At 60.0% G+C, this 17,552-nt stretch carries 13 protein-coding genes; 9 read left to right on the plus strand and 4 right to left on the minus strand.

Translation table 11 applies throughout. The annotated features are described in order from the left end of the window. Position 1 precedes the first annotated feature (1 nt). Genes ugpA through ugpQ form a run of 5 tightly spaced genes read left to right on the plus strand, consistent with a single transcriptional unit; the run spans position 2 to position 3,901 of the window. Entirely contained in the window at positions 2 to 886 is an 885-nt protein-coding gene (ugpA, locus tag ABH944_RS39005; protein WP_031361536.1) for a sn-glycerol-3-phosphate ABC transporter permease UgpA, read from the plus strand. Continuing rightward, positions 883 to 1,728, plus strand: coding sequence for a sn-glycerol-3-phosphate ABC transporter permease UgpE (gene ugpE, locus ABH944_RS39010; RefSeq protein WP_404613609.1), 846 nt, complete (start codon positions 883 to 885; stop codon positions 1,726 to 1,728). The genes ugpA and ugpE overlap by 4 nt, the downstream gene beginning before the upstream one ends. A gap of 14 nt (positions 1,729 to 1,742) precedes the next feature. Then, entirely contained in the window at positions 1,743 to 2,051 is a 309-nt protein-coding gene (locus tag ABH944_RS39015) for an antibiotic biosynthesis monooxygenase family protein (RefSeq protein ID WP_404613607.1), read from the plus strand. 10 nt (positions 2,052 to 2,061) lie between these two features. Further along, on the plus strand, positions 2,062 to 3,144 hold the full coding sequence (locus ABH944_RS39020; protein WP_404613605.1) for a sn-glycerol-3-phosphate import ATP-binding protein UgpC: 1,083 nt from the start codon (positions 2,062 to 2,064) through the stop codon (positions 3,142 to 3,144). A 13-nt stretch (positions 3,145 to 3,157) separates the two neighbouring features. Beyond that, entirely contained in the window at positions 3,158 to 3,901 is a 744-nt protein-coding gene (ugpQ, locus tag ABH944_RS39025; RefSeq protein ID WP_404613603.1) for a glycerophosphodiester phosphodiesterase, read from the plus strand. Between the two features lie 78 nt (positions 3,902 to 3,979). On the opposite strand, the gene ABH944_RS39030 is transcribed toward ugpQ, so the two are convergent. Together ABH944_RS39030 and ABH944_RS39035 are read right to left on the minus strand one after the other, a co-directional pair. Next, positions 3,980 to 4,357 (minus strand): ElaB/YgaM/YqjD family protein, encoded by a 378-nt coding sequence (locus ABH944_RS39030; protein WP_404613601.1) that lies wholly within the window; start codon positions 4,355 to 4,357, stop codon positions 3,980 to 3,982. A 309-nt stretch (positions 4,358 to 4,666) separates the two neighbouring features. Further along, on the minus strand, positions 4,667 to 5,392 hold the full coding sequence (locus ABH944_RS39035; RefSeq protein ID WP_404613599.1) for an OmpW/AlkL family protein: 726 nt from the start codon (positions 5,390 to 5,392) through the stop codon (positions 4,667 to 4,669). Positions 5,393 to 5,659: 267 nt separating this feature from the next. On the opposite strand from ABH944_RS39035, the gene ABH944_RS39040 reads away from it, so the two are divergent. The 4 genes from ABH944_RS39040 (at position 5,660) to ABH944_RS39055 (ending at position 13,978) form a co-directional block, all read left to right on the plus strand. Then, a complete protein-coding gene (locus ABH944_RS39040; protein WP_062091285.1) occupies positions 5,660 to 6,367 on the plus strand; it encodes a transposase in 708 nt (235 codons plus the stop codon). A 348-nt stretch (positions 6,368 to 6,715) separates the two neighbouring features. Beyond that, positions 6,716 to 11,419 (plus strand): glutamate synthase-related protein, encoded by a 4,704-nt coding sequence (locus ABH944_RS39045; RefSeq protein ID WP_404613597.1) that lies wholly within the window; start codon positions 6,716 to 6,718, stop codon positions 11,417 to 11,419. Positions 11,420 to 11,509: 90 nt separating this feature from the next. Beyond that, entirely contained in the window at positions 11,510 to 12,976 is a 1,467-nt protein-coding gene (locus ABH944_RS39050) for a glutamate synthase subunit beta (RefSeq protein ID WP_404613595.1), read from the plus strand. A gap of 231 nt (positions 12,977 to 13,207) precedes the next feature. After that, positions 13,208 to 13,978: a carbonic anhydrase gene (locus tag ABH944_RS39055; protein WP_404613593.1), complete on the plus strand. Its 771-nt coding sequence runs from the start codon at positions 13,208 to 13,210 to the stop codon at positions 13,976 to 13,978. A gap of 76 nt (positions 13,979 to 14,054) precedes the next feature. Here the strand turns inward: ABH944_RS39055 and ABH944_RS39060 are convergent, their stop codons facing one another. Together ABH944_RS39060 and ABH944_RS39065 are read right to left on the minus strand one after the other, a co-directional pair. Next, a complete protein-coding gene (locus tag ABH944_RS39060) occupies positions 14,055 to 15,308 on the minus strand; it encodes an MFS transporter (protein WP_404613661.1) in 1,254 nt (417 codons plus the stop codon). A 153-nt stretch (positions 15,309 to 15,461) separates the two neighbouring features. Next, positions 15,462 to 17,213, minus strand: a complete 1,752-nt coding sequence (locus tag ABH944_RS39065) for an ABC transporter ATP-binding protein/permease (RefSeq protein WP_404613591.1) — start codon at positions 17,211 to 17,213, stop codon at positions 15,462 to 15,464. Positions 17,214 to 17,552: the final 339 nt, after the last annotated feature.

A 17,552-nucleotide genomic window follows, 5' to 3' on the forward strand; every position in this document is an offset into this window, starting at 1 on the left:
CATGGAAAAACGATCGCGGTTCAATACGAGCCTGCTGCCTTATCTGCTGGTCGCGCCGCAACTCGCCATCACCGCGCTCTTTTTTCTGTGGCCGGCCGGCGAGGCGCTGTGGCAGGCCACGCAGACCCAGGATGCGTTCGGTACATCGAGCGAGTTTGTCGGACTGGCGAATTTCAAGCAGATCTTCACCGATCCGCTTTACCTCGCCTCGTTCAATACAACGATCATCTTCTGCACGCTCGTCACCGTGTCGGGCCTGGTGATTTCGCTGCTGCTCGCCGCGTGCGCCGATCGGGTGACGCGTGGCCGGAAGGTCTATCAGACGCTTTTGATCTGGCCGTACGCGGTCGCCCCGGCGATTGCCGCCGTGCTGTGGTCGTTCCTGTTCAACCCGAGTATTGGTCTGGTGACTTATGCGCTCGCGAAATACGGCATTGTCTGGAACCATGCGCTCAACGGTTCCCAGGCCATGTTCCTGGTCGTGCTGGCGTCGGTGTGGAAACAGGTCAGCTATAACTTCCTGTTCTTCTATGCCGGCCTGCAGGCCATCCCGCGTTCGCTGATTGAGGCGGCGGCTATTGACGGCGCCGGACCCGTGCGGCGGTTCTTCGGGATCGCGCTGCCGTTGCTCTCACCGACCAGCTTCTTCCTGCTGACTGTGAACGTGGTCTACGCCTTCTTCGATACCTTCCCGGTTATCGATGCAGCCACCGGCGGCGGTCCTGCGCAGTCCACAAAAACGCTGATCTACAAGATCTTCGCCGAGGGTTTCCAGGGTCTCGATATCGGCAGTTCCGGCGCGCAGTCGGTTGTGCTGATGGTGATCGTGGTGGCGCTGACTGTCGTGCAATTCCGCTTCATTGAACGTCGGGTGCAGTACTCATGATCGAGAACCGTCGCGGTTTTGACCTGTTTTGCCACGCGGTGCTGATCGTGGGCGTGGTGCTGGTCGTGTTTCCGGTGTACATCGCGTTCTGCGCCGCCACCATGAGCGAAAAGGAAGTATTCAGCGTGCCCCTTTCGCTGGTTCCGAGCACGCACTTGTTCGAGAACATAGCGAACATCTGGACGCACGGCAGCGGCAATGCAGCGGCGCCGTTCGGCCATATGCTGCTGAACAGCCTTGTCATGGCGCTGGTGATTTCGATCGGCAAGATCGCCATCTCGATGCTGTCGGCCTACGCCATCGTGTTCTTCCGCTTCCCGTTTAAAAACCTAGCCTTCTGGCTCATCTTCATCACGCTGATGCTGCCAGTGGAAGTGCGCATTTTCCCGACGGTCCAGGTCGTTTCATCGATGCATCTCAGCAACACGTATGCCGGCCTGACGCTGCCGCTGATTGCATCGGCGACGGCGACGTTCCTGTTCCGCCAGTTCTTCATGACGTTGCCCGATGAACTGATGGAAGCGGCGCGCATCGACGGCGCCGGGGCATTGCGGTTCCTGTGGGACGTGGTGCTGCCGCTGTCGAAGACGAACATTGCCGCGCTGTTCGTGATCACGTTCATCTATGGCTGGAACCAGTATTTGTGGCCGATCCTGATCACGAGCGACCAGTCGCTGCAAACCGCGGTGGTCGGCATCAAGAGCATGATCGCTTCCGGCGACACCGCCACCGAATGGCATCTGGTCATGACCGCGACACTGCTGGCAATGTTGCCGCCGCTCGCGGTGGTACTGACCATGCAGCGCTGGTTCGTGCGCGGTCTCGTCGATTCCGAAAAATAACGGAGGTTCATTCAATGATCCTTGAAGTTGCTCAATTGCCGGTGAAGGCGGGCGAAGAGACCGCGTTCGAAGCGGCGTTCGCTGAAGCCGAAAAGATCATCTCGGCGCAACCGGGGTATCTCTCGCACGAACTGGTGCGTGGCGCCGACGCGGACAACGGTTCGCAATATGTGCTGCTCGTACGGTGGGAAACGGTGGCCGCGCATCAGGAAGGCTTCCGCAATTCGGCCGACTACCAGACGTGGCGTGCGCTGCTGCATAAATTCTATGAACCGGGCATCGCGGTCGCGCATTTCGCGACGGTCGCGGGCGCTCTTAAATGAAGGCGGGTCGATGGCTGCACTGAGCCTTCAAGGCGTCAAGAAAACCTACGACAGCAAGCAGTTCGTTCTTCACGGCATCGATGTGGAAGTGACGGACGGCGAATTCGTCGTGATGGTCGGTCCGTCCGGCTGCGGGAAATCGACTTTGCTGCGTATGGTCGCGGGGCTGGAAAGCGTGTCCGAAGGGACGATTTCCATCGGCGAGAAAGTGGTGAACACGCTCGAGCCGAAGGATCGGGACATTGCGATGGTGTTCCAGAACTATGCGCTGTATCCGCACATGAGCGTCGCGCAGAACATGGCGTATGCGCTGAAGATCAGCGGTGTCAGTAAATCGGAAATTGACCGGCGTGTTCAGAATGCCGCGAAGATCCTGGAACTCGAGCCGTTGCTCGCCCGCAAGCCGCGCGAGCTGTCCGGCGGGCAGCGGCAGCGCGTGGCAATGGGCCGCGCGATCGTGCGCGAACCGGCCGTGTTCCTCTTCGACGAACCGCTGTCCAACCTCGACGCCAAGTTGCGCGTGCAAATGCGGCTGGAAATCCAGCGGCTGCACGCGCGTCTCGCAACCACGAGCCTGTACGTCACGCACGACCAGATCGAGGCAATGACGCTCGCGCAGCGCGTGATCGTGATGAATCGCGGCCGGGCCGAGCAGATCGGGCCGCCGACCGAAGTCTACGAGCGGCCGGCGACGGTGTTTGTCGCGAGTTTCATTGGCTCACCGGCCATGAATCTGCTGGAAGGCCGCGTATCGGACGACGGGTTGAGCTTCGAGGTCGCGGGTAACGGGCCACGCCTGCCGCTCGCGGGCATGCAGTCGCTGCAGCAGGATCTGAAGGGCCGCGAGTGGGTGCTGGGCATCCGGCCGGAACACATGCTGCCGGAGCACCAGGGCGCGCACGTCACGTTGACTGTCGACTCCTGCGAACTCCTCGGCGCGGATAATCTGGCACACGGCCGTTGGGGCAAACATGACGTCGCGGCGCGTTTGCCGCACGAACATCGTCCGGCGCGGGGCGAGGCGCTTGAAGTGGCGCTGCCGGCGCACCGGCTGCACATCTTCGATCCGGCGACGGGTTTGCGCGTCAATTGAGGAATACAGGAACATGAAAATCTGGCCTTATCCGCGCATCGTCGCGCATCGCGGCGGAGGGAAGGTCGCGCCGGAAAACACGCTCGACGGGATTGATACCGGCGCGCGGCTCGGTCTGAAAATGATCGAATTCGATGCGAAATTATCGGCGGATAATGTCGTATTTTTGCTACATGACGACCTCGTCGACCGTACGTCGAACGGGCGTGGCGCCGCGAAAAACCTTCGCTACGAAGAACTCGAGCAACTCGATGCCGGCAGTTGGTTCGATCCGAGTTTCGCGGGGGCGCGCATGCCTACGCTTGCCGAGGTCGCGGAGCGGTGTTTTTCGCACGGATTGGCGGCGAATATCGAAATCAAGCCGTGCGAAGGGCGCGATGTTGAAACGGGCGTTTTAGTGGCGCAGGAAGCCGCGCGGCTGTGGTCGGGCGCGGAACCTGCGCCGCTGTTGTCGTCGTTTTCCTACGCGGCGCTTGAGGCCGCTGCCGGGGCTGCCCCTGATCTGCCGCGCGGCATGCTTTACGAAGCCATTCCCGGCGACTGGCGGACCCAGACCGCGGCTTTGGCGTGCGTATCGCTGCATGCGGATCACAAGAGGCTGGACGAGCGTCTGGTCGCCGAGATCAAGGATTCCGGCTTGCGGATCCTGGCCTACACCGTCAACGACCCGGAGCGGGCGCGCGAGCTCGCGACTTGGGGCGTGGACGCGATCTGCACGGACCGTATCGATGTGATCGGTGCAGATTTCCTGGACTGAGCGGAACCCGGTGAACGCATAAAAAACGCGCGCCCGAGCAATTCGGGCGCGCGTTTTCCATTGATACAAGCAAGAAGCTTATCGGGCGCGGGCCAGCAATACGCCCGTCACCAGCGCCAGACCGCCCACCAGGGCAATGACTTGCCACGGTTTGTCATGAAGATAGGTGTCCGCATCGGCCAGGGCCGTATTCGCGCGAGCGCGTACCGCGTCGTGCGTATTATTCAAACGCTCGCGTGCCGAATCCACGCTCTTGCTCAACTGAGCCCGCAGCGCGGCGACGTCGGCCGACGTCCCTTCTGACAGCGTCTCTTCAATCTCCGAAATCAGCTTGCGCAATTCGCCGCCAATGTCTTGCGCCGCGTCCTGGCTGTGGCGCGAAATGCGGCGCGCATGGCGGCTGGTGGAGTTCCATGAATCTCCGATGGCATCTCGCGTATTAGGGAATGCGTTCATAGGATCGCTCCGTCGATGGGTGAATGTGGATGGGCCGCGGAAGTGCGGAAAACAGAAGGTGAGCAAGTTGGATGCCGATTCATCCACCGCGTTCAACATTGCATGCTGGAGCCTTGCCACGCAAGGCATCCGGGAAAAAGCAGAAAATCAGGGAAAGTAGAAACTACCTGGATGAGTGAGAAAAATAGTCTGGCGCGTATCATTTTTACAAACGCCGAAAGACAAACGCCGTTGCGAGGAATCCTCGCAACGGCGTTTGTCTTGGCTTGCTTTGACGGAACAGCGCGAAAACAGGGCGGACGGAGTTGCTTAAAACCGATATCCGACGTTCAGGTACGTCACGATCGGGTTCAGCTTCAGTTTTGCTTCCGACTTCACGGTGAGCTGGCCAACCGGCGTCTGCGCCTGGGTCGTCAGCTTGGCCGTTGCGTGGAGGGGCACGAAGGAGATGGAAAAACCGGCGAACCAGTGGTCGTTGAAGGCGTATGTAAGGCCTGCATTAAACACGGGAGCCCACGAACTATCCGTCGATACGTCGGTCGGACCATGCAGTACATTCGTTTCGAAGGAGCCATTCGTGATCTTGGCGTCGGTGAACCACACGCGTGTCACGCCAATACCCACGTACGGGCGAATCTTCGACTGCGGCTGCATGAAGTAGTACTTCAGCAGCAGCGTCGGGCTCCACTGCTTGGCCGTACCGAGCGTGCCATATTGCGAATATGACTTTTCACCCTGCAGGTTGAAGGTGGGCGGAATACCGATAACGAATTCGCCAGCAATATGGTCGGTGACAAAGTAGCCGGCGGTGAAGCCGGCGGTGTCGGCGCTAGAGAGGTCCGCGCCGGTGTTGGGTACTTCAATGCCGACTGGTGATCCGCCTACGCTCGTTTCCTTGAGCGGGCCGCTGCTGGAGATAGGGGCGAAATGGAACCAGCCGGTGGTGACGTAGAAAGTGTTCGCCGACTGTGCATGTGCTGCGCCAGATACACACGCGAATGTGGCGACCCCCGTAACAACCCGTTTTATTTTCATTGAGTGCTCCTCCGAAAAAGCACGCTAATTATGAACAGAACACTTGAAACAAACCATGCTTGGCCTCAGAGCGTTTTCCCTAAGAAGAATGCCGGCTCCAATTGGGTTAGCGCGGTGCCAGGTTCCTGATTTCCCCGCCTGACGCATCGGTTGATACTTGTCCCGCACGACTTGAACGAAAAATTTCAAGGTGGCCCAGAATGTGGCTTTGACGGACCGCCGGAATACCCCGAACCCGACCAACGCTCGACCAACGGAAAATCCAGCATGGCACGGCTAGCACGACTCTACGTTCCCGAACAGCCGCAGCATGTCATCTTGCGCGGTCTCGACCAGCAGCCCGCTTTCGTCGAAGCTCCGGACTACGAGCTTTTCATCGAATGCCTGCGCACCGCCTCCCGCGACCACCATCTCGCCATCCACGCTTACGCGCTGATGCCCGGTGCGGTGCACCTTCTCGTTACGCCCCGCGACGAAGCCAGCCTTCCGAAAGCCATGCAGGCGGTCGGCAGGCGCTACGTTGCGCATTTCAATCGCCGTTATGCCCGCCGCGGCACCTTGTGGGAAGGCCGCTACCGGGCGACGGTGATCGAAGGTGAAACCTACTTCCTGCTCGCGAGCCGGGTAGTCGAGATGGCGCCGGTGCACGCCGAACTCGCGGCCCTGCCGCAAGACTACAAATGGTCGAGCTACCGTCATCACATCGGTTTGACGCTCGACAGCCTCATCACCGACCATCCGCTGTACTGGAAGCTCGGCAATACGCCCTTCGAACGCCAGCGCGCCTACACGGAGCTGTGCGAGCAACCGCTCGACCAACGCGAAGCCAACCGCTTGCTTCAGGCAACGCTCAAAGGCTGGGTGCTCGGTAGCGATTCCTACAGGGAGTGGGCCGGGCGAGCCGCCAACCGGCGCGTCTCACCGTTGCCCCGCGGCCGTCCACGCAAGATCCGAGAGACTCCTCAGACTCGTTAACGGAGTTTTTGCGCCGCAACTGAAGAATGACTGAACGGCATGACGACAAAAATCGGCATGCCGTTTTATTTTCGATCTATTTTGATATGGAACCAATTTAATGGGGCAATCATGCACCAACTCGATAATAGGTGTCATATCATCTGATTTTGATTGCCAAGTTTTTGATTCATCGCGTATATTTCGTTTTCCGGCAGTTCAGGACGCATCGCGTCTGTTTGCACGACGGGCTTCGCGGTTTTCGTCCAGGTTCGGGGTCTTGGCCTGCCGGAGGCGCGAGCAACGCACATAAGCAACACAAAACATGTTCAACGGCCGCCCGCGGCCCCCCACAGAACACGGTGACCCATGAACGATCAACTGCCGCCGACTCTCGGTTCCGCTCCCGCCGCGCAGGGCATGTATGACCCCGAGAACGAACACGACTCCTGTGGCGTCGGCTTCGTCGCTCACATCAAGGGCAAGAAGCGCCACGAAATCATCGAGCAGGGTCTGAAGATCCTTGAAAACCTCGACCATCGCGGCGCAGTCGGCGCCGACAAGCTGATGGGCGACGGCGCGGGCATCCTGATCCAGATCCCCGACGGGTTTTATCGTGAGGAAATGGCGAAGCAGGGCGTGACGCTGCCACCGGAAGGCGAGTACGGCGTCGGCATGATCTTCTTGCCGAAGGAACATGCGTCGCGTCTCGCGTGCGAGCAGGAACTGGAGCGCACGGTGAAGGCCGAAGGCCAGGTCGTGCTTGGCTGGCGCGATGTTCCCGTCGACGCCACCATGCCCATTTCGCCGACCGTGAAGGCCAGCGAGCCGCTGATCCGGCAGATCTTCATTGGCCGGGGCAAGGATATTGTTGTGACGGACGCGCTCGAGCGGAAGCTGTACGTGATCCGCAAGACCGCCAGCCATCGAATCCAGGCGCTCAAGCTCAAACACGGCAAGGAATATTTCGTGCCGTCCATGTCGGCGCGCACTGTCGTTTATAAGGGCCTGCTGCTGGCCGGTCAGGTTGGCGTGTATTACCGCGACCTGCAGGACGAACGCACGGTCTCGGCGCTCGCGCTCGTTCACCAGCGCTTCTCCACGAACACGTTCCCCGCGTGGGAACTCGCGCACCCGTACCGCATGATTGCGCACAACGGTGAAATCAACACCGTGAAGGGCAACGTCAACTGGCTGAACGCGCGTACCGGCGCAATCGCTAGCTACGTGCTGGGTGACGACCTGCCGAAGCTCTGGCCGCTGATCTATCCGGGCCAGTCGGACACGGCATCGTTCGATAACTGCCTTGAGCTCCTGGTCATGGCGGGTTATCCGCTCGTCCACGCAATGATGATGATGATTCCCGAAGCCTGGGAACAGCACACGCTGATGGACGACAACCGCCGCGCGTTCTACGAATATCACGCCGCCATGATGGAGCCGTGGGACGGCCCCGCCGCGATCGCGTTCACGGACGGCCGCCAGATTGGCGCGACGCTCGACCGTAACGGCCTGCGTCCGGCGCGCTACGTCATCACCGACGACGACCTCGTGATCCTCGCATCGGAGTCCGGCGTGTTGCCGGTGCCGGAATCGAAGATCGTTAAGAAGTGGCGTCTGCAGCCGGGAAAGATGTTCCTGATCGACATGGAGCAAGGCCGGATCATCGACGACAAGGAGCTCAAGGACAACCTCGCGAACGGCAAGCCGTACAAGAGCTGGATTGACGCCGTGCGCATCAAGCTCGACGAAATCGAGCCGAAGGCGGAAGACGTCGAGACGCAGCGCCGCGAAGCAGCTGCCTTGCTGGATCGCCAGCAGGCGTTCGGCTATACGCAGGAAGACGTCAAATTCCTGATGGCGCCGATGGCGCAGCTGGGCGAAGAGGCCGTCGGTTCAATGGGCAATGACTCGCCGCTGGCCGTCATGTCGAACAAGAACAAGACGCTGTATCACTACTTCAAGCAGCTCTTCGCGCAGGTCACGAACCCGCCGATCGATCCGATCCGCGAGAACATGGTGATGTCGCTGGTGTCGTTCGTCGGCCCGAAGCCGAACCTGCTCGACACGACCAACATCAACCCGACAATGCGTCTGGAAGTCTCGCAGCCTGTGCTCGACTTCAAGGACATTGCGAAGATCCGTGCTATCGATAAATACACGGGCGGCAAGTTCAGCTCGTACGAACTGAGCATCTGCTATCCGGTGGCGTGGGGCAACGAAGGCGTGGAAGCACGCCTGGCTTCGCTGTGCGCGGAAGCTGTGGATGCGGTGAAGTCCGGTTACAACATGCTGATCGTGTCCGATCGCAAGATGGATCGCGACAACCTGGCTATCCCGGCGCTGCTCGCCACGTCCGCTATTCACACGCATCTCGTGCAGCACGGTTTGCGCACGAGCACGGGTCTGGTCGTGGAAACGGGATCGGCGCGCGAGACGCATCACTTCGCGTTGCTCGCGGCGTACGGCGCGGAAGCGGTCCATCCGTACCTCGCGCTGGAAACGCTCGCTCAAATGGCCGAAGGCCTGAAAGGCGACCTTTCCGCCGACAAAGCCATCTACAACTACACGAAGGCGGTCGGCAAGGGCTTGTACAAGGTCATGTCGAAGATGGGCATTTCCACGTATATGTCGTACACAGGCGCGCAGATTTTCGAGGCGGTCGGGCTCTCCAGCGAACTCGTGGAGAAGTACTTCAAGGGTACGGCGTCGAAGGTCGGCGGTATCGGCATTTTTGAAGTGGCCGAGGAAGCGATTCGCCTGCATCGCGAGGCGTTTGGCGATAACCCCGTGCTCGCGACAATGCTCGATGCCGGTGGTGAGTATGCGTATCGTGTGCGCGGTGAAGAGCACATGTGGACGCCGGACGCCATCGCCAAGCTGCAGCATTCCACGCGCAGCAACTCGTACCAGACGTACAAGGAATACGCGCACCTGATCAACGACCAGACCCGCCGCCACATGACGTTCCGTGGTTTGTTCGAGTTCAAGGTTGATCCGGCCAAGGCGATCCCGCTGGATGAAGTGGAGCCGGCGAAGGAAATCGTCAAGCGTTTCGCGACCGGCGCCATGTCGCTGGGCTCGATCAGCACCGAAGCGCACGCCACGCTGGCTGTGGCCATGAACCGTATCGGCGGGAAGTCGAACACGGGTGAGGGCGGTGAAGATGCGAACCGGTATCGCAACGAACTGCGCGGCATTCCGATCAAGAACGGCGACACCATGAAATCCGTGATCGGCGACGAAGTCGTTACGGACATCCCGTTGAAAGACGGCGATTCGCTGCGCTCGCGGATCAAGCAGGTCGCGTCCGGACGCTTCGGCGTGACGGCGGAGTACCTGTCGTCGGCTGATCAGATCCAGATCAAGATGGCGCAGGGCGCGAAGCCGGGCGAAGGCGGACAACTGCCGGGTCACAAGGTCAGCGATTACATCGGCAAGCTGCGGTATTCGGTGCCGGGCGTGGGCCTGATTTCACCGCCGCCGCACCATGACATTTATTCGATCGAAGATCTGGCGCAGCTTATTCACGACCTGAAGAACGTGAACTCGTCGTCGAGCGTCTCGGTGAAGCTTGTGTCGGAAGTGGGGGTTGGGACCGTTGCCGCCGGCGTTGCGAAGGCGAAGGCCGATCACGTCGTGATCGCGGGCCATGACGGCGGCACGGGCGCTTCTCCGTTGTCGTCGTTGAAGCACGCCGGCACGCCGTGGGAACTGGGTCTGGCCGAGACGCAGCAAACGCTGGTGCTCAACCGTCTGCGCGGCCGTATCCGCGTGCAGGCCGACGGCCAGATGAAGACCGGCCGCGACGTGGTGATCGGTGCGCTGCTCGGCGCCGATGAATTCGGTTTCGCGACCGCGCCGCTCGTCGTGCAGGGTTGCATCATGATGCGCAAGTGTCACCTGAACACGTGCCCGGTCGGCGTTGCGACGCAAGATCCGGTGCTGCGCGCCAAGTTCACGGGGCAGCCGGAACATGTGGTGAACTTCTTTTTCTTTATCGCTGAAGAAGTGCGCGAAATCATGGCGCAACTGGGCATCCGCAAGTTCGACGATCTGATCGGCCACGCCGAATTGCTTGATACGAAGAAGGGCGTCGAGCACTGGAAGGCGAAGGGCCTGGATTTCTCGAAGGTGTTTTATCAAGTGCCGAACGACGGCAGCATTGCGACGAAGCACGTCGAGGCGCAGGATCACGCGCTCGAGAAGGCGCTGGATCATGTGCTGATCGAGAAGTCGAAGGCGGCTATCGAGAAGGGCGAGCACGTCTCGTTCATCCAGCCGGTGCGTAACGTGAACCGCACGGTCGGCGCGATGTTGTCCGGTTTGATCGCGCGCAAGTACGGTCATGACGGCTTGCCGGACGACTCGATCCATATCCAGTTGAAGGGTACGGCGGGACAGAGTTTCGGTGCGTTCCTGGCGAAGGGCATCACGCTGGATCTCGTCGGCGACGGCAATGACTACGTCGGCAAGGGTCTGTCGGGCGGTCGCATCATCATTCGCCCGACCAACGACTTCCGCGGCAAGTCGGAGGAAAACATCATCTGCGGCAACACGGTGTTGTACGGTGCGATTGAAGGCGAAGCGTATTTCCGGGGCGTCGCGGGCGAGCGTTTCGCCGTGCGTAACTCGGGTGCGACGGCGGTTGTGGAAGGCACTGGCGACCACGGTTGCGAATACATGACCGGCGGCACGGTGGTGGTGCTCGGCGAAACCGGGCGCAACTTCGCAGCGGGCATGTCGGGCGGCGTGGCGTTTGTCTTCGATCCGGACGGCACCTTCGGCAGCAAGTGCAACAAGGCGATGGTCGCACTCGATCCGGTCTTGCAGCAGGCAGAGCAGGAACGCACGGTGGATCGGGCTTTGTGGCACACCGGCAAGACCGACGAAGCGTTGCTCAAGGATCTGATCGAGCAGCACTTCCAGTCCACCGGTTCGCCGCGCGCGAAAGCGCTGCTCGAGAACTGGGACGCGTCGCGTCGTCAATTCGTGAAGGTATTCCCGACAGAGTACAAGCGCGCGCTTGGCGAGTTGGGCGCGAAGAAAGCGAAGGATGCGATCGCGGCCTGAGTCTTCTGCTGACATCCAATGACTAGTACGGCCCTTCGGCGTTGAGCGCGGAAGGGTGGATCAACCCCCAATACAGAGAAAGAGAACCACATGGGCAAGGCAACCGGTTTTCTCGAGTTCGAGCGCCAGCATGAGACGTACGAAGCGCCGCTCGCTCGCGTCAAGCATTACAAGGAATTCGTCCACGCGCTGTCGGACGAGAACGCGAAGATCCAGGGCGCGCGCTGCATGGATTGCGGCATTCCGTTCTGCAACAACGGCTGTCCGGTGAACAACATCATTCCGGACTTCAACGACCTGGTGTTCCAGCAGAACTGGAAGTCCGCCATTGAAGTGCTGCATTCCACGAACAACTTCCCGGAGTTCACCGGGCGCATTTGTCCGGCTCCGTGCGAAACCGCGTGCACGCTTGGTATCAACGACGATCCGGTCGGCATCAAGTCGATCGAACACGCGATCATCGACAAAGCGTGGGCCGAAGGTTGGGTCGCGCCGTTGCCGTCGAAGCACAAGACCGGCAAGAAAGTGGCCGTGGTCGGATCTGGTCCCGCCGGCTTGGCCGCTGCGCAACAACTCGCGCGTGCTGGACATGACGTGACGGTGTTCGAGAAGAACGATCGCATCGGCGGATTGCTGCGCTATGGCATCCCCGATTTCAAGCTCGAAAAGTGGCTGATCGATCGCCGCATGCGGCAGATGGAAGCCGAGGGCGTGGCGTTCCGGACCAATGTGTTTATTGGTAAAGAACCGCTGCCGGGGCATATCGCGAATTCATCGCGTGAAACCATTTCGCCCGATGAGTTGCGTGAGCAATTCGACGCTGTTGTGATTGCGGGCGGCTCGGAAACGCCACGTGATTTGCCGGTGCCCGGGCGCGAGATGCAAGGCATCCATTACGCGATGGAATTCCTGCCGCTGCAGAACAAGGTCAATGCCGGCGATACAGTCGTCGATCAGTTGATTGCGAAAGGCAAGCATGTTGTTGTGATCGGTGGCGGCGATACGGGTTCGGATTGCGTTGGGACATCGAATCGGCATGGTGCTAAAAGCGTAACGCAGTTCGAGTTGCTGTCGCAGCCGCCTGAGACGGAAAACAAGCCGCTCGTGTGGCCGTACTGGCCGATCAAGCTGCGCACGTCGTCGTCGCACGAGGAAGGTTGCGAGCGCGATTGGTCGGTGGCGACCAAGCGCTTCGAAGGCAAGAACGGCAAGGTTGAAAAGCTGATTGCCGTGCGCGTGGAGTGGAAGGACGGGAAGATGCAGGAAGTGGCGGGATCGGAGTTCGAAATGAAAGCCGATCTGGTGTTGCTCGCGATGGGCTTTACGCAGCCGGCGTCGCCGGTGCTCGAGGCGTTTGGTGTCGATAAAGACACGCGCGGGAATGTGAAGGCGTCGACCGAAGGGGAGAAGGCTTACTTCACTTCGGTGCCGAAGGTGTTCACCGCGGGCGATATGCGGCGCGGCCAGTCGCTGGTTGTTTGGGCGATTCGCGAGGGACGGCAGTGCGCCCGTTCAGTCGATGCGTTTTTGATGGGGTCTAGTGAGTTGCCGCGTTGAGATTTTTGGCGTGAGATGTGTGATGAGAAACCGGGCTCGAAGTTTGAGCCCGGTTTTTTATTGGCTGTAGCGCTCGGGAGACGATATAGAAACGTTGAGCACAACGCACAAATGTGTGCGCTTATGTCCGTCCCATTGTTTCCCTTTCCTTTCCCACAATTACGACTTCTCCGATATCACCCCCTCGCAGATCCGCGCATGCTAATGCCCTCACAATTTCAGGGGCATGGAATGAACAAGATCAAACGATTGTCCGGCGGCGCGTTCCTGTTATCCGCTTTCGTTTCACTCACCGCATCGGCTGAAACCACGGGTCACGGGTGGGCGTACGAAGGCGAACACGGGCCGGCGCACTGGGGCTCAATCAGCAAAGATTTTCACACTTGCGAAAGCGGCCGCGCTGAATCGCCGATTGACATCGAGAAGGCAAAGAAAGCGTCCGCCGATATGCCCCGTCTTAAGGTCAACTACCGGCCCCTTCCCATCGATATCATCAACACGGGACACGCCGTTCAATTCAACGCGACGCCCGGTTCCGACAGCATCACCCTCGGCGATCAAGCTTATCAACTCGTTCAGTTTCACTTCCATTCGCCGGGCGAAGAACGTTTCGCCGGCAAGGACAGCGTGATGGACGCACATCTCGTGCATCGTTCCGAAGACGGCAAGCTCCTTGTGCTGGCTGTTCAATTCCAGGTCGGCAATCAACCCAACCCTGTCATCCAGACGATGCTGGACCGCATCCCGAAGGAGAAGGGGGCTGAGTTCAAGGTGAATGCTGTGATGGTAAATCCGCTCGACCTGCTGCCCAGACAAACGAGCTATTACACGTACAGCGGTTCGCTGAATACGCCGCCTTGTTCGGAAGGGGTGACGTGGATCGAGTTCAAGCAACGGGTGAGTATTACGCAGCAGCAACTCGATGCCATGCAACGTTTCTATCACGGCAATCAACGTCCGGTGCAAGCGCTCAACGGGCGCGACATCTGGGAAGTGGAGTGATCTGACTGCGCCAGACAAAAGGCCGTTTAACCTGAGTTAAACGGCCTTTACTTTCTGACGGTCCAACGTCGCCTAGTCATCCCGTCACCGCACCAAGCGCCTTGCCACGCGTTTCCGGCAACAACAACGCCGCAACGATCACCAGCAGATACCCCGTCCCCGCCACCACGCCAATCGCTTTGACAAGCGACATTCCCTGCGAAAGCACGCCGACAAGTATCGGGAAAAACGAGCCGAGTCCGCGCCCGAGGTTGTAGCAAAAACCCTGTCCGGAGCCGCGAATCGCGTTCGGATACAGCTCCGATAAATACGCACCTACGCCCGCAAAAATCCCCTGCACGACAATGCCGAGCGGAAAGCCGAGCAGCAGCATGGCGTGATCGGTGATGGGGATCATCGTGTAGATCATCCCGAGCAGAAACGAGCCGACGGCAAACAGCACGAACGACGCGCGCCTCCCGATCTTGTCGCAGAGAATGGCCCCGAACACATAACCCAGAAACGACCCGACGATCAGCACCACCAGATAACCGCTGGTGTTGAACACGGACAAATGGCGTTCGGTCTTGAGATACGTTGGCAGCCACGTGGTGATGGCGTAATAGCCGCCGAGCATGCCGGTGCACAACGCGCTGCCCAGCAGCGTTGTCTTGAGGTGCGAGCCTTTGAAGATATCGGTGAACGCGGCGGTTTCAGTGCCGGCATCGCGGGCGCGGCGTGTCGCGATGTAGATGTCGGGATCGCTGACGTTGCGGCGAATGTAGAGGATCCACAGCGCCGGCAAGATACCGATCCAGAAGCACGCACGCCAGGCGGTATCTTCGGGCAACAAGGCGAAGAACGCCCAATAGAGAATGGCCGCCGCGCCCCAGCCGAATGACCAGCTGCTTTGCACCGTACCCACGGCTTTCGCCCGATGCTGCGGTGAACGAATGGTCTCGGCCATCATCACGGTGACCACGGACCACTCGCCGCCGAAGCCCACGCCCTGCAGCGTGCGCGTGGTCAGCAACTGTCCGAACGAATGGGTGAAGCCGGAAAGAAACGTGAAGAACGCGAACGTGCCGATGGTCCATTGCAGTACGCGGACGCGGCCGTACCGGTCAGAGAGAATGCCGGCGAGCCAGCCGCCAATAGCCGATGAAATGAGCGAGCTCGTCGCGATCATCCCGGCTTCGCTCTTCGTCATGCCCCACGCGGTGATCAGCGTGGGAATGAGGAACGAGTAGATCATGAAGTCGAAGGCATCGACGGCGTAACCGCCGAAACCCGCGTAAAGCGTGCGGCGCTCACGCGTCGTCAGCTCGGTGAACCACTCGAACGCTCGCAATCCGGTCTCCCGTTCAAAGCCTGCCATGCAGGCGCAGGAGCATTCTACGGTGCGTCGTCAAACGAGAAAAGCAAGCCAAAAAAGAACCTGCTTGCGGCAATTCACACGGCGTTGATGCCCATGGTCACCGGCCATCGAACCAGCGGTTCTATCTCACACCACCGCGGTTTCAGCGCTCGCACGCTCGATCTCGATCCGGCTCTCGTGGAACCCTGACACCGACTCGCGATGCGCGACGCTGACAATGGCCGCGTTCGGCAACGCGTCGATAATCGCCGTATAGATCAGCATCTCGTTCTCGGCATCGAGTGCGCTGGTGGCTTCATCGAGGAACATGAAGTCGGGCTTGTGCAGCAGCACGCGGGCCGCCGCCAGCCGCTGCTGCTCGCCCGGTGACAGCATCTTCGCCCAGTGTCCCGACTCCTCCAGGCGCGTGCCGTAAGCGTTCAGGTTGCAGGCGCGCAAGGCTTCGCGGCAGGCTTCATCGGAGAAGACTTCCGCTGCCGACGGATAAGTCAACGCCGCCTTCAACGTGCCGATCGGCAAGTAACTTTGCTGCGGAATGAACATCAGCTTGGCGTCGACGGGCGCGTCGATCGTGCCGTCACCAAATGGCCACAGGCCGGCCAGCGCCCGCATCAAGGTACTCTTGCCCGAGCCGGACGGACCTTGCACCAGCCAGCGCGAGCCCGGCTTCACTACTACATCCGCGACGTTCGCAAGCGGCGTACCGTTCGGCAACGCGAGCTTCAACCCGGTCGTGGTCAGCGCGCTGGTGCTGGTGTAATGCAGGTTGATGCCGCCGTGGGCAGTCGCCGGCGAGATCGCTTCCTTGATGTGGGTGGAGCGCATGACACGCTTGAATTCGCGCAACCGGTTCACGGTGGCGCGCCATTCGACCAAGGTCGAGTAACTGTTGATGAACCATGAAAACGAGTCGCTGACCGTGCCGAACGCCGAGCTGATCTGCATCAGCACGCCGAACGAGAACGCGCCCGCGAAGTAGCGGGGCGCTGCGACCATGATCGGGAAAATAATCGCGATCTGACCGTAGAAGGACAGCACGAAGGTCATCCGCTTCGTGTACTTCATGATCTGCCAGTAGTTCTGGCGGATCGTCTGGAAGATGGTCTTGGCGTTTTGGGTTTCCGTCGAGACACCGTCGTAGAAGGCAATCTGCTCGGCGTTCTCGCGAATGCGGATCAGGCCGAAACGGAAGTTGGCCTCCACCTTCTGAGCCTGGTAATTGATCGATACCAACGGATGGCCAAAGCGCTGGATCACGAGCGAGCCGAGCACCGCGTACAGCGCGGCGGCCCAGACCATGTAGCCCGGAATCGTGAGTGGCGTGCCGAACAACGAGAGGGTCAGCGCACCAGCCAGCGTCCACAGGATCGTGATGAAGGTGACGAGCGTGACGAGCGTGGACAGCAAATCCAGCGACAACGCCAGCGTGGTTGTGGCGAACGACTGCAGGTCATCGCTGATCCGCTGGTCGGGGTTATCGGCGAGACGATCGCGTTCTATCCGATAGAAGGCTTTGTCTCCAAGCCATTGTTCGAGGTACCGGTGCGTCAGCCACTGGCGCCACCGGAAGCCGAGCATCTGGCGCAGATACCGGCCGTACACGGCGAGCAGGATGTACGCGAACGCGAGTCCCGTGAAGACCAGCAGCAACTGCGGAAAATCGTGGACGTTCTTGCTCTGCAGCGCGTTGTAGAAGTCCGCGTTCCATTTGTTCAGGCGGACGTTGATGTACACGACCGTCATGTTGATCGCGATGATCGCGATCAGCAAAAGCCATGCAACGCCGCGTTCTTCCGATACCCAGTAAGGCTTGATAAGACTCCACGCCGACACTTTGTCGCCGTTTTGTTCTGTGTTGCCTGGAGGTGTGGTGGTCATGAGCTTCCTGAAGACGTGCCGGCTCGGCGGCAGGTTGTAACTTGGCGGTATCGATGCGGATGGTCCTGCTCCGTCTCAACGATCGTAAGAGACCATTAAAGTCGGCGCGCCGGAGCATTGTTTCGGGCGTGGCTTAATTGTTCCTTAATCCTCGCCCGGCTGAGCTGCCAACGCAGTGCAACAGCGAGGCGCTTGCCGCACGCATGTGCTGCAGACGCGTCCTGGTGTTCGCGGCATTGTGCCAGAGTGCGCGCCGACGGAACGAAAGGGAAGGCGGTCCGCTTTCCTTTACTCCCGCCCCTGGCTTTTCCCCGTTTGCGGGGCGTTTCGCTTTTATGT

Origin of the sequence: Caballeronia udeis (assembly GCF_044909315.1) — a bacterium.
Taxonomy (GTDB): domain Bacteria; phylum Pseudomonadota; class Gammaproteobacteria; order Burkholderiales; family Burkholderiaceae; genus Caballeronia; species Caballeronia udeis_A.